Origin of the sequence: Bacteroides sp. BFG-637, assembly GCF_024793605.1 — a bacterium.
GTDB lineage: Bacteria > Bacteroidota > Bacteroidia > Bacteroidales > Bacteroidaceae > Bacteroides > Bacteroides vicugnae.
Window position 1 is genome coordinate 5,369,751 of sequence record NZ_JANUPD010000002.1, and the last position, 13,925, is coordinate 5,383,675.

General features: G+C 41.6%; 9 protein-coding genes. All 9 read right to left on the bottom strand.

Going from position 1 to position 13,925, the window contains the following annotated elements; translation table 11 throughout:
* Window positions 1-291: 291 nt before the first annotated feature.
* Window positions 292-894 (bottom strand): hypothetical protein, encoded by a 603-nt coding sequence (locus tag NXX38_RS21130; protein ID WP_120046679.1) that lies wholly within the window; start codon window positions 892-894, stop codon window positions 292-294.
* A 13-nt stretch (window positions 895-907) separates the two neighbouring features.
* Window positions 908-1,852 carry a hypothetical protein gene (locus NXX38_RS21135; protein WP_258981030.1) on the bottom strand — a complete coding sequence of 315 codons (945 nt, stop codon included), beginning with the start codon at window positions 1,850-1,852 and terminating at the stop codon, window positions 908-910.
* Between the two features lie 324 nt (window positions 1,853-2,176).
* The gene (gene rfbA / locus NXX38_RS21140) at window positions 2,177-3,115 is read right to left on the bottom strand and encodes a glucose-1-phosphate thymidylyltransferase RfbA (RefSeq protein ID WP_258981031.1); all 939 of its coding nucleotides are present in this window, start codon (window positions 3,113-3,115) and stop codon (window positions 2,177-2,179) included.
* Window positions 3,116-3,187: 72 nt separating this feature from the next.
* Complete coding sequence (locus NXX38_RS21145; protein WP_258981032.1) at window positions 3,188-3,754, bottom strand: UpxY family transcription antiterminator; 567 nt, start codon at window positions 3,752-3,754, stop codon at window positions 3,188-3,190.
* Window positions 3,755-4,104: 350 nt separating this feature from the next.
* Window positions 4,105-5,052 carry a site-specific integrase gene (locus NXX38_RS21150; RefSeq protein WP_148367519.1) on the bottom strand — a complete coding sequence of 316 codons (948 nt, stop codon included), beginning with the start codon at window positions 5,050-5,052 and terminating at the stop codon, window positions 4,105-4,107.
* 284 nt (window positions 5,053-5,336) lie between these two features.
* The gene (gene carB, locus NXX38_RS21155; protein WP_234133504.1) at window positions 5,337-8,564 is read right to left on the bottom strand and encodes a carbamoyl-phosphate synthase (glutamine-hydrolyzing) large subunit; all 3,228 of its coding nucleotides are present in this window, start codon (window positions 8,562-8,564) and stop codon (window positions 5,337-5,339) included.
* 9 nt (window positions 8,565-8,573) lie between these two features.
* Window positions 8,574-9,722 carry a glutamine-hydrolyzing carbamoyl-phosphate synthase small subunit gene (gene carA, locus NXX38_RS21160; protein ID WP_074558392.1) on the bottom strand — a complete coding sequence of 383 codons (1,149 nt, stop codon included), beginning with the start codon at window positions 9,720-9,722 and terminating at the stop codon, window positions 8,574-8,576.
* Window positions 9,723-9,749: 27 nt separating this feature from the next.
* Window positions 9,750-11,633, bottom strand: a complete 1,884-nt coding sequence (locus NXX38_RS21165; protein ID WP_148367523.1) for an amidophosphoribosyltransferase — start codon at window positions 11,631-11,633, stop codon at window positions 9,750-9,752.
* A gap of 125 nt (window positions 11,634-11,758) precedes the next feature.
* Window positions 11,759-13,603 carry a glutamine--fructose-6-phosphate transaminase (isomerizing) gene (glmS, locus tag NXX38_RS21170; RefSeq protein ID WP_234133500.1) on the bottom strand — a complete coding sequence of 615 codons (1,845 nt, stop codon included), beginning with the start codon at window positions 13,601-13,603 and terminating at the stop codon, window positions 11,759-11,761.
* Window positions 13,604-13,925: the final 322 nt, after the last annotated feature.

Below are 13,925 nucleotides of genomic sequence, written 5' to 3' on the forward strand. Positions count from 1 at the left end.
CAGACCAAAGCCTATAAGACAGCGAAGGAGTTTCGTATGTTATTTATTCTTATTCTTCAGGTCATTAGCGCAGTTGCTTTTTCAGTCACAAAGGTAATGCCTTTTCGTGGATTTTCTTGCATAATCCAGAAATAACTATTATTTGAACCTCACGTTTCATTAACTTAACATCAATGATGTATTCGACAACAGAGACAAATTACCGACTAATATTATCATAATAAGATTACCAAACATTGCCATACATTGCAGTGAAATAACAGAAATCAGCCTTAGCCCTATGTGTGAAAATCATTCTTTTTTGTCAGTTCGCTTCAAATATTCATTAAGAACTTCTCTTGCATAATAATAGCCTCTTTCTTTGAATCTATTCCATGATATAATCAACAGTATCATTGCAATCGGCCAAAACTGCCATTCGTTATAAAAACGAAAAGCACACAGAGTGTCTGCAATCAATATTGTTGTAAGCATTGTTCGTGCCCAAGCATATTGGGCATTAAAAGCTGGAACTCTACAATCCTCACATCCATTGACTTTTCTCATGGCACATCCGAACATTTTCCGTTCAGAGGCATGTTGGTCATTCAATTCTTTTTTCAACGTTGCTATTGCTTTTTCGGCTTCATAGAATTTAATACGCTTACATCCTGTCCAATTTTGTCCATTCACTAATGTAAGCAGTTTATCTGATGGCATACCATTTATTGTTTTGTAATAAAAGCCTTCAAGCAGGCTTCCGATAGCATTAATAAAATATCCAGCTAAATATCCTAATGCCAGATATACAACACCATCTATTTCTATATTTCCGATAAAAAGATAATTAATGGTGGCCACAATAGTTACACCTATTATGGTATTTGATAATAAATCGTAGTATTTTATATCCATAAGTATTTCATCTTTAAACTACTAACGTTCCCGCATAATACCAATCTACAATAGAAAATCCATAAACGGTTCGCGTAATATTTCCTTTTCCTTGTTTAGCTTTTAGGCATGTGGGCTTATTATTAATTTTATTTTTAGTGTAAATATGCACTTCTTTGCCATTATTTTCAAAACGTATATCTCCAGCTGCATTTTGAGTAATAGTCTGCCTTGAATCACCGTAGTCAATATGCTCGGATGGCGCATTACCTATGATGATTAATTTAGGGTTTAATGCCTCTAACAAATCATTAGGAACAGCTCCTGATTTGCGACCATGATGTGGCTGAAACAATATGTCAACTTGTGGAATATTATTTTTGTATTCATCGTAGTATGCTTGTTGCATTTCTGTTTCCAAATCCCTCATCCACATATAAGTAGCACCATTTTCTATGCTATATGTGAAAATTGGGCAAATATTATTTACCTCTTTGCCTTCGGAAACAAGTTTAAGTGCCTGCTTAAATTTTTCGTTTTCTAAATCGGGCCACATGAAATTTATTCCAGAACACCCATTCTCGTCATTTGTTTCATTGAGCCAAGCACGTCTAATGCCACGCTTTATGGCAAAATTTTTATTAGCAAGTAGCCAATGGTAGCGAGTTAAACTATCATCGTTATCATCTGTCGGACGATTATTATCTACCGCGTAAAAATTTGTAATTTCCCAACTATCATCCAAATATTCTATGCCTGCTATATGATCGTTGTCCGGATGTGTTGATATAAAACGACAAACTCTGCCAGCAGACTCATTTTTGATCTCTTTTATAATTTCATCTTTGCGGGCATTATTCCCATCACCATCTTTTAGATAGCAATCAATAACAGTAAAATTTCGGGAACCATGTTTGATATAGAACATATCCCCTCGAATATCTCCCTCTGGGAATGAATAAGACTTTACTATGGACATGCTAATTTAATTTAAAATGTTTATACTTAAAATGGCAAACTATATGCCGAATGTCTTTCTACAATCAAAAACTGACAAAAAGTCAGTGCTTGGCACATTTTCTTATTTGACATAATGGTGGATGTAGTTCATCATTATGTCCTCCGAAACAACATCACAACTTTTAAAGAAATATAGTACCATTTGTGATGGTTTAAATGAATGAAAAAAGAAGTGGAATTTTGGAACAAGCTGCATCGAGAGAAGGAGAAGGTGTCAGTATTGACACTTTAATGAGTTAAGAATCAATAAAAGCGTTAAATCTTCGTCCTTTAGAATGTACCATTAAAGATTAAGGCCATATTTCTGACTTATTACTTGCAAAATATTGAGTAATAATCGGTTGCAAATACGGGTGTTTACTTTTAAAAGGTACTGGCCATATTGGTTCTTTAGCATGGGCTTGGCCAGTTCACGCATTTTATCCGCTGTTATCCAGCCATGACGCAGGGCAATACCTTCAAGACACGCGACTTTCAATCCCTGACGTTTTTCAATCACTTCAATAAAAGTGCTGGCTTCGGAAAGAGAATCGTGCGTGCCGGTATCAAGCCAGGCAAAACCACGGCCTAATAGTTGGACCTTTAATTGGTGGTCATTGAGAAATTCCTGATTAACGGTAGTGATTTCTAACTCTCCACGGGGAGAAGGTTGTATATGTTTGGCTACATCCACCACTTTATTGGGGTAGAAATAGAGTCCCACTACAGCGTAGTTAGATTTTGGGTTTTCTGGTTTCTCTTCGATACTCAAAACATTTCCATCCTTGTCAAAGTCAGCAACTCCATAACGTTCGGGATCGGCAACCCAATAACCGAATACGGTTGCTTTCTGCTCTTCCTCGACTGTACGGACAGCCTCCTGCAACATGCGGGTAAAGCTTTGACCATAGAAGATATTATCACCTAATACCAGACAGACGGAATCATTGCCGATGAAGTCTTCACCGATAATAAAGGCTTGTGCCAGACCGTCCGGAGAGGGTTGTTCGGCATATTCAAACCGTACTCCATAGTCGGAGCCATCACCCAAGAGACGCTTGAAGCCCGGAAGATCATAAGGAGTGGAAATGATCAGGATCTCACGGATTCCAGCCAACATAAGGACTGAAATCGGATAATAAATCATGGGCTTGTCAAAGACAGGAAGCAACTGCTTGCTCACTCCTTTGGTGATAGGGTACAGACGAGTGCCTGAACCACCAGCTAAAACTATTCCTTTCATAAAAGTTTATTTCAATTTTAGAAAATAAGTAAGCTGTTTTGAGATGGACACAAAGCAGCTTTTATTCTGTGTTTATTTAAACGGTTCCACATACCCAACCGGCATATCCGCACAAGCACACCCCAGCATATTCAACCGGACAGCAATCTTACTCCTGCCATCCACCGTGACAAGCTCTCCTACAAGACCAGTCAAAGGACCTTTGACAACACGTACTTTTTCACCACGTGCCAAAGGAGCACTATTCATACAGATTGCCTTTTCGGAATAGTCGAGCATAAAACGGAAACGGGCCATTTGTTCATCAGGAATGATAGTCGGACTGCTCTCACCGCGCATTACCATATAACGACTAACTGTAGAAAAGGAAAGAACCTCTTTACGTTCTTTAGGATCAGCATGTACAAAAACCATCATCGGAAGCAGCACGGATTCAACCACTTTACGGCGGTCGCTCCATTGATGTACTTCTTGCTGAACCGGTACAAAATTTTCAATCCCCATTTTGTCTAAACGTTCGGCTACCTTCTTCTCATGATGCATACGAACCAGAGCGACATACCAGCGTTTAGAGTGTGCTACGCCTTCCCCTGTCCCAATTTTAGGCCCAGCACTTAAAGTTTCTTTCGTTAGAATCATACTTTTTACCCCTTAAGTTTCCGTTACTTCTTAGGTAACGGAAATTATAGAGTACTGGACACCTACCACAAAAAGAAGAAGAAATACGTACGAACAAGGGAGTTTAGATACATTTTGCCTGATATACAGAGATATTTGAAAAGTAAAGGCAGTCGAATTCATAGAACATGAAATAGGAATGTTTCATGTCCCGATACATTTTTACTGTATATTTAAATAAAAAGAGAAAAAAAAGGAATTTTGCTTGTATGTTATTAACAATTTTGTCTATATTTGCACCGAATAATTTCCGTTACCTAAGAAGTAACAGCTGCGTATTTAGACTGGTTATCAAAGACTTAATATCCTTTTCAAAGAATTCCCCTATAATTCCTGACGTAAGAATAATTCAGTCGATTTACTTTGGTACGCTCATTCAAATCAAAGCCTTTCAAGTAAATTTGTGTTGTCTTAATAGATTTATGCCCCAATGACTCGCTAATCATTTCGATAGGTACTCCCCTGTATTTAGCGGTAGTTGCCCAGGAATGGCGAAATGTATAAGAAGTTACGGATGAATGAATACGCAGTTTCTTGGCTAAACTCTTCAAATCATTATTAAAACGACGCAGTGTGGATTGATATTCTATATATGCCGCTTCTCCATCCCGTTTATTCTTTCCACTTAATATATAAAAAAGATAATCCGGATGCTCGGGAAGAACAACAGAATGCGTATTACGAAGCCGGGAAACAATACATGAAGCCGATTCTAAGATTTCTATACTCATTGGAGTTCCCGTCTTGACACGGTTGTACTTCAATATATTCCCCTCCAAATTCGACTTTTCCAAATGAGCAAGATCGGCGAAAGGCATTCCGCAGAATAAAAATAACAAATTAGCGATGGCTTGCGTCCGGCGAAGTTTTTCGGACTGCGGATCTTTATAAAGCAGCGTGTGTAATTCATTTATAGGAATTGCTTTTTTCTGACGAGTATCTACTCCGGTAAAGACATCACGAAACAAGCGATGAATATAAGGAGCCTGATGAGTATCTACTCCCTTATTGTATATGCAACGTAACATTCGCATATAAGTGGAAATCGTGTTCAACTTCAAGCGGCAGGACATCAGATAACTGCTATACCGCTTCAAATTCTCACGAGTAATCAAACTGAATGACACACATTCTGTTCCACAAAATATGGTGAAAGAGCGAAGTGCATTCTCATAAACATGCGCTGTGGCATAACGCCCTTCCTGACGCAAACAATTTATATAATTATTTGCACATACGGTAAATCCGTCTTTTCTCATAATTTACTTTCTATATTAATTGATTAAAATAAGTTTGATATTACGAGAAATAGAACGAATTTACAACAAAGAAGGTGATTTACGGTCGTTTTCTTATAAAGTTTTTAGTAACCTATACGATTTAATACTAAATTTAGCTATTCCTCGCCGGAAAATTATAGTAGAAAAGGAATGACGGAGAAATTACATTTCTACAACAAAGGCCGCTCCCGAATATCAGGAACGGCCTTAACATTTTCATTTCAATGTGATGTCAGCCTCTTTTCAAAAAGATGACATTCTGCTTATTTATACTCTGCCCAGCTCTTGATAGCTATATCATCCACACTCATCGTACAGAAGGCATTGATAAATGCACTAGCCAAACGGGCATTTGTAATCAACGGTATATTCAAGTCAATGGCAGCACGACGGATTTTATACCCATTACTTAATTCTCCAGCTGTCAGATTCTTCGGGATATTGACTACCATATCGATTTCCTTGCGATGAAGCATTTCCAATGCCTGCGGATGCCCCTCCTCACTCGGCCAATAGACATGAGTACTCTCGATTCCATTCTCTGCAAGCGTTTTGTGTGTACCACCCGTTGCAAAGAGTTTGTATCCCTTATTCACCAACATACGGGCCGCATCCATCATATCAGCTTTCTGTTTCATTGTTCCCGTAGACAGCAGGATATTCTTCTTCGGAATACGATAGCCCACAGAAAGCATTGCTTTGAGTACGGCACAGGAAGTATCCATACCGATACAGCCCACTTCACCGGTAGAAGCCATATCTACCCCCAATACCGGATCGGCTTTCTGCAAGCGGTTAAAGGAGAACTGGGAAGCCTTGATTCCTACATAATCCAGTTCGAAGAGATTCTTTTCCGGTTTCTCCACAGGCAGACCGAGCATTACTTTCGTTGCCAGTTCGATAAAGTTGATCTTCAACACCTTGCTGACAAACGGGAAAGAACGGCTGGCACGCAGATTACATTCAATCACCTTGATATCATTGTCTTTCGCCAGATATTGAATATTAAACGGACCGGAGATATTCAAAGCCTTGGCAATCTCACGACTGATACGCTTAATACGGCGAACAGTTTCTACATATAACTTCTGTGGCGGAAACTGAATCGTTGCGTCACCGGAGTGTACTCCCGCAAATTCGATATGTTCACTAATAGCGTATGCCACGATTTCTCCATTCTGCGCCACCGCATCCATTTCCACTTCCTTGGCGTGTTCGATAAACTGGCTTACTACCACCGGATGCTTCTTCGATACATTGGCTGCCAGTTTCAAGAAACGTTCCAATTCTTCCTGATTAGAACAAACATTCATTGCAGCACCCGAAAGCACGTAAGACGGACGAACAAGTACGGGAAAACCGACTTCTTCAACAAACTCCTGAATGTCATCCATAGAAGTCAACTCACGCCAACGAGGCTGATCCACACCGATACGGTCGAGCATGGCAGAGAACTTCTCACGGTCCTCGGCATTGTCAATACTCTTGGCACTTGTACCAAGAATATGGATATTCTGTGCATCCAGACGTAAAGCAAGGTTGTTCGGAATCTGACCACCGGTAGATACAATCACGCCATGCGGATTCTCCAGTTCCAGAATATCCATCACACGCTCGAAGGTCAATTCGTCGAAGTACAAACGATCGCACATATCGTAGTCCGTAGATACGGTTTCAGGATTATAGTTAATCATGACACTGCGCCATCCCTCTTTGCGAATGGTATTCAAAGCCTGTACGCCACACCAGTCAAATTCTACCGAAGACCCGATACGGTAAGCACCGGAACCCAGTACGACAATAGACTTATGATCTCCCAAATAATGCACATCATTTGCTACACCGCTATAAGTAAGATACAGATAATTGGTTTGTGCCGGATATTCGGCTGCCAACGTATCGATCTGTTTCACTACCGGAAGGATCCCCACACTCTTACGATAATTGCGAATATAAAGAATTCCGTCTTCCATGTCTCCCTCGTAGCCGACAGCACGGGCAATCTGGAAATCAGAAAAACCCTGAACTTTAGCTTTACGAAGCAATTCGTCCGGCAAATCGGCAATCTGTTTGTGGTTATTTCCCCAACTATGCAACTCTTCGGAAGTGTTCATGATATTCATCAACTTCTGCAAGAACCATTTATCAATCTTAGTCAATTCGTGCACCTGATCGATGGTGTAGCCGGCACGAAACGCTTTCGAGATCACGAAAATACGTTTATCGGTCGGTTCACGCAAGGCTTTGTCAATGTCGGAGATAACCAATTCTTTGTTCTCCACAAAACCATGCATTCCCTGTCCGATCATACGAAGCCCTTTCTGAATCGCTTCTTCAAAAGTGCGTCCGATAGCCATTACTTCACCAACAGATTTCATGGAAGAACCCAGTTCTTTATCAACCCCATGGAATTTACCCAAATCCCAACGAGGAATCTTACATACGACATAATCCAATGCCGGTTCGAAGAAAGCAGAAGTAGTCTTGGTTACAGAGTTCTTCAGATCGAATAGTCCATAACCCAATCCCAATTTGGCAGCAACGAAAGCCAGCGGATAACCGGTTGCTTTGGATGCCAAAGCGGAAGAACGGGAAAGACGGGCGTTCACTTCAATAACCCGATAATCTTCGGATTCGGGATCGAAGGCATATTGTACATTACATTCACCCACAATACCAACATGGCGGATGATACGTATGGCCAACTCGCGAAGTTTATGGTATTCTTTATTCGTAAGCGTTTGAGACGGAGCAATAACAATAGATTCACCGGTATGAATACCCAGCGGATCGAAGTTCTCCATATTACAAACGGTGATACAGTTGTCAAAGCGGTCACGCACCACTTCATATTCCACTTCTTTCCAACCACGCAGTGATTTTTCCACCAATACCTGCGGAGAGAAAGAGAATGCTTTTTCTACAAGAAGATCCAGTTGTTCTTCATTATCACAAAAACCGGAACCCAAGCCACCCAATGCATAAGCCGCACGAACAATTACCGGATAACCCAGCTCTTTCGCTGCACGACGAGCATCTTCCGCATTTTCTACGGCCTCACTCTTAATGGTCTTTACATTGATTTCATTTAATTTCTGAACGAAAAGTTCACGATCTTCGGTATCCATAATAGCTTGTACCGGAGTGCCGAGCACCTTTACATTATATTTTTCAAGGATGCCTTCCTTATATAAAGCCACTCCACAATTTAAAGCCGTCTGTCCACCGAATGCCAGCATGATACCTTCCGGCTTTTCTTTTTGAATCACTTTCTCTACGAAATATGGAGTCACCGGAAGGAAGTAAATCTGATCCGCCACTCCTTCAGATGTCTGTACCGTAGCAATATTGGGATTAATAAGAATGGTTTCAATACCTTCTTCTTTCAAGGCTTTGAGTGCCTGCGAACCGGAATAGTCGAACTCACCGGCCTCACCGATTTTCAGGGCACCGGAACCCAACAGCAATACTTTCTTTATATTTTCTTTCATGATTGTCGGTTATTTTAGCAGGTTTACAAATTCATCGAACAGGAATTCCGTATCTGTAGGTCCGCTCGCCGCTTCCGGATGGAATTGTGCAGAAAACCAAGGATTCTTTTTATGTTTGATTCCCTCATTGGATCCATCGTTCATATTGATGAACAACGGCTCCCAGTCTGCACTCAACGTATTATTATCTACAGCATAACCGTGGTTTTGTGAAGTAATAAAACAACGCTCCGTACCTACCATACGCACCGGCTGGTTATGGCTACGATGTCCGTATTTCAATTTATAAATTTTGGCTCCGCCTGCTTTTGAAAGCAACTGGTTTCCCATACAGATACCGAAAATAGGCAATTTCTCGTTTGCCATCGCCTTGCGAATATTCTGCACCGCAGCATCACAAGTATCCGGGTCGCCCGGTCCGTTGGAGATAAATAACCCGTCAAATTCGAGTCCGTTGTAATCATAATCCCAAGGCACACGGATTACTTCCACACCACGTTTCAGCAGACAACGAATAATATTTGTCTTTACACCGCAATCTACCAGAATAACCTTCTTAAATTGAGAATTGAAAGTTGAGAATTGAGAATTAAGCTGCGCATAGGAGCTATTTATGGAGAAAGTTTGTGAAGTTCCGGCAGGAAGATAGCAAATAATCTCTTTGCAAGATACACGATCTACATAATTGACGCCTGCGTATGCTGCTTCAGGCACATTATCCGGCTCATCATCGAAAACGATTTTCCCCATCATTACTCCATGTTCACGAAGAACCTTAGTCAGCTCGCGCGTATCGATGCCTGTGATGCCGGGAATTTGCTCGCGTTTCAGCCAGTCGCCGAGACTTTCCACTGCGTTCCAATGGCTGTATTCATAAGAATAGTCACTTACGATAATCGCTTCCGCATGGATTTTCTCACTTTCCATGAAAGTGGCAAGTCCATTCGGTTCGATGGTAAAAGGAGGAACACCGTAATTGCCTACCAGAGGATAGGTAAGCGTCATCAACTGTCCGGCATAGGAAGGATCAGTAAGGCTCTCCGGATATCCGGTCATGGCAGTATTAAAAACTACTTCGCCTGCCACCGGCTTCTCGTAGCCAAACGACTTACCGGAAAACCGGCTCCCGTCGTCAAGGATTAATGTCACATTTCTCATTCTTATTATTGAATCGTTGTATGGTTGTTAGAATTGATACATTTGTTCTATGTAGTCGATGAATGCCCGGTTCACCATTTTTACCCCTCCCGGGGTAGGGTAATTGCCGCTAAAATACCAGTCGCCCTTATGATGCGGACAAGCCTCGTGCAGTCCTTCCAGCGGTTGATAGACGATTTCCACTTTCGCTTTTGTCCCCTTGGGCGTCAGCAGTTCCACCATCTTGGCAGAGATTTCCTCATCGGTGAACGGAGCATAGATATCCTTCACATAGTTTACCATCTGCTCTTTCGGCAGTCCCACCTGATCTTTCGATTTACGGTAGGCAGCCGCAATCACATCTTTCATATCCCGCTCCTTTAACAGTTCGACAGCAGCCCTGAAAGCGATAAACTCGCTCATCTTTGCCATATCAATACCGTAATAATCAGGGTAACGCACTTGTGGAGAAGAAGATACTATCACAATCTTCTTCGGACCCAAACGATCGAGAATACCGATGATACTTTGCTTCAGCGTAGTACCACGCACAATGCTGTCGTCAATAATCACCAGATTATCGACACCGGGTACCAGACTTCCGTATGTGATATCATACACATGGGCAGCCAAATCATTACGACTGTTTCCTTCGGCAATGAACGTACGGAGTTTGATGTCCTTGATTGCCACCTTTTCGCTACGAATACGACGGGAAAGAATAATTTCCAGTTCATCCATATTCGGATGATGCCCCAATGCGGCAATTTGCTGCACTTTCTCCTCATTCAAGTAATCGTCCAGTCCCTGCAACATTCCGTAGAAAGCAACCTCCGCAGTGTTGGGAATAAAAGAGAAAACCGTATGATCGATGTCGTTATTGATCGCTTTCAAAATTCTCGGAACCAACTTTTCACCCAACCGTTTCCTTTCCTTATAAATATCGACATCACTGCCACGGGAGAAATAGATACGTTCGAAAGAACAAGCATGATTCTCGCGCGGCTTGTTAATTTGCGAAGTACGGATTTTACCTTCTTTGCTGATTAACAATGCTTGCCCCGGTTGCAATTCTTTGATTTCCTCAAACGGAACATTCAAAGCAGTCTGGATCACCGGACGTTCGGAAGCAAGAACAGCTATCTCATCATCCCGATACCAGAATGCAGGCCGGATTCCCCACGGGTCGCGGATGGCGAAAGACTCACCGCTTCCGGTCAATCCGCAGATCACGTATCCCCCATCCCATTCGCGGCTGGAAGTACGCAACACGTTTGCCAAATCAATATATTCTTCTATATAATGAGTGATTCCCATGCCCGTAAGCCCCTCGGCTTCAGCAAGATTGAATACACGCTCCACTTCACGGTCAAGACGGTGTCCCACCTGCTCCAACATAATATATGTATCGGCATATTTACGCGGATGCTGACCGATGGCAGTGATACGGGCAAATATCTCGTCTACATTCGTCATATTGAAATTTCCGCAGAGAGCCAGATTCTTGGCGCGCCAGTTATTTCTTCTTAAAAATGGATGCACATAAGAGATTCCGGATTTTCCCGTCGTGGAATAACGAAGATGTCCCATATATACTTCACCGGCAAAAGGCAAAGTTCGTTTGGCATACGCTGCATCGTGCAACTGTTCGGGAGTGAGATCCTTAAAATTGTTTTGAACGTTTTCAAAGATTTCCGTAATGGCTCCGGAACCTAAAGCGCGTTCACGAAACATATATTCTTCGCCCGGATTTGCTTCCAGTTTCACACATGCCAGTCCCGCACCTTCCTGTCCACGATTATGTTGCTTCTCCATCAACAGGTAGAGTTTATTAAGACCGTACATCCATGTCCCGTACTTTTTCTCGTAATACTCCAACGGTTTGAGCAAGCGTATCATGGCAACGCCACATTCATGTTTCAATTGTTCCATCTATACTATTTACAATTTGACGATTTACTATTTACGATTTAAATTACCACCTGCCAATCAAACAATTTACTATCTATCATTGATTCTTCAATCGTAAATCGTAAATTGTCTAATTGTAAATCACATCACTCTACTGTTACCGACTTCGCCAGATTTCTCGGCTGATCCACATCCATCCCTTTGCATACCGCAATGTGGTAAGCAAGAAGTTGGAGAGGTACCGTAGTTATTAACGGATCGAGACATTCGATTGTTTCAGGAAGTTCGATACTACAATCAGCGATTTTGCTGATAACGGTATCTCCTTTCGTCACGAACGCAATCACTTTTCCTTTCCGTGCCTTGATCTCCTGAATATTACTTACTACTTTCTCATACAATCCATTCTGCGTAGCAATCACCACTACCGGCATTTCCGCATCGATCAAGGCAATCGGTCCGTGCTTCATCTCCGCAGCCGGATAACCTTCGGCGTGAATATACGATATTTCTTTCAATTTCAATGCACCTTCCAGAGCAACGGGATAACTATATCCGCGTCCCAGGTAAATAAAATTATGCGCATAAGTGAAAGTTTTCGATAACTCCGCCAAAGTATCATTCAACTCCAACACCTCTTTCATCTTTTCCGGAATATGATTTAACTCCTGTACGATTGAAAGATAATGCTGTTCGTCAATGGTTCCTTTCGTTTTGGCAAGTGTCAATGCCAGCATCGCCAATACAGTGACCTGTCCGGTAAATGCTTTGGTAGAAGCCACCCCGATTTCCGGACCCACATGAATATACGAACCGGTATGAGTGGCACGGGGAATAGAGGATCCGATCGCATTGCAAATACCATATATAAATGCCCCGCGGCTTTTCGCCAATTCCACAGCAGCCAATGTATCTGCCGTCTCACCACTCTGGGAGATTGCCATCACCACATCCTGCCCGTCAATCACCGGATCACGGTAGCGGAATTCGGAAGCATACTCCACTTCTACCGGTATGCGGCAGAAACTCTCAATCAGATGCTTACCGATCAGTCCGGCATGCCAGGAAGTTCCGCAAGCAACAATAATAAACCGTTTGGCATTCAGCAGCTTTTCCCGATGATCTATCACAGCAGAAAGTACCACATTATCAGCTTCCACATTGATACGTCCGCGCATACAATCATGAATACAATCGGGCTGTTCGAAAATCTCTTTCAACATAAAGTGCGGATATCCCCCTTTTTCCAACTGACCGAGATTGAGTTCCACCTTCTTTATTTCAGGTATCATTTCAACATTGCTCAAGTTGACCACCTTCAACTCCTTCCCCAGATTCAAGACAGCGATTTCCCCGTCTTCCAGATAAACCACCTTGTCGGTATATTCTACAATCGGAGTAGCATCCGAAGCAAGAAAGAACTCATTCTCTCCAATCCCCACTACCAACGGACTACTCTTACGGGCAGCAATAATCTCATCAGGATGCTCTTTATCAAGAATCGCAATCGCATAAGCACCAATCACCTCCCCTAACGCCAACTGAACAGCCGTCAACAGACTGACCTGATGAGTGACTTTCATGTATTCTATTAATTGAACGAGGACTTCGGTATCTGTACTACTTTTAAAAAGATAGCCTTTGGCTTGAAGTTTTTCTTTAAGAACGGCGTAGTTTTCAATAATACCGTTATGAATGAGAGCGAGCTTTTCGGAAGAAGAGTAATGAGGGTGGGCGTTAGCGGAACAAGGTTCCCCGTGAGTAGCCCAACGGGTATGGGCAATTCCGATTGTACCGGAAATATCTTTCTGTGTGACGAAATTTTCAAGATCGGAGACTTTCCCTTTCGTCTTATACACATTTAACTGTTGGTCATCACTAATGATTGCTACCCCCGCACTGTCATATCCACGATACTCCAGTCGCTTCAACCCTTTGATAAGGATAGGGTAGGCTTTTCGTTTACCAATATAGCCTACTATTCCACACATATTATGATATTTTTATTTCGCCTGCAAATATACACATTACAAATAACATAAAGACAACAAAAAACAGATTTATTTGACAGAAACGCATAAAAAAGTTTCAAACACATCAAAAAGTTAAATAATATATTATTTTTAGCTCAAAAAGAAACAAATTACAATCAGCTTCAAATAAGGATAAATAAGCTAACAAATTAAAAGTAAATTTCCTGTTTTTAATAACAATTTAAAAGAATAAAGATTCCTATTCTTATTTCGCGTCACACAAAAGCCAAATTTTACTATCATTTTGGAATTAAAACACTAACTTTGCCAAACAATTTGA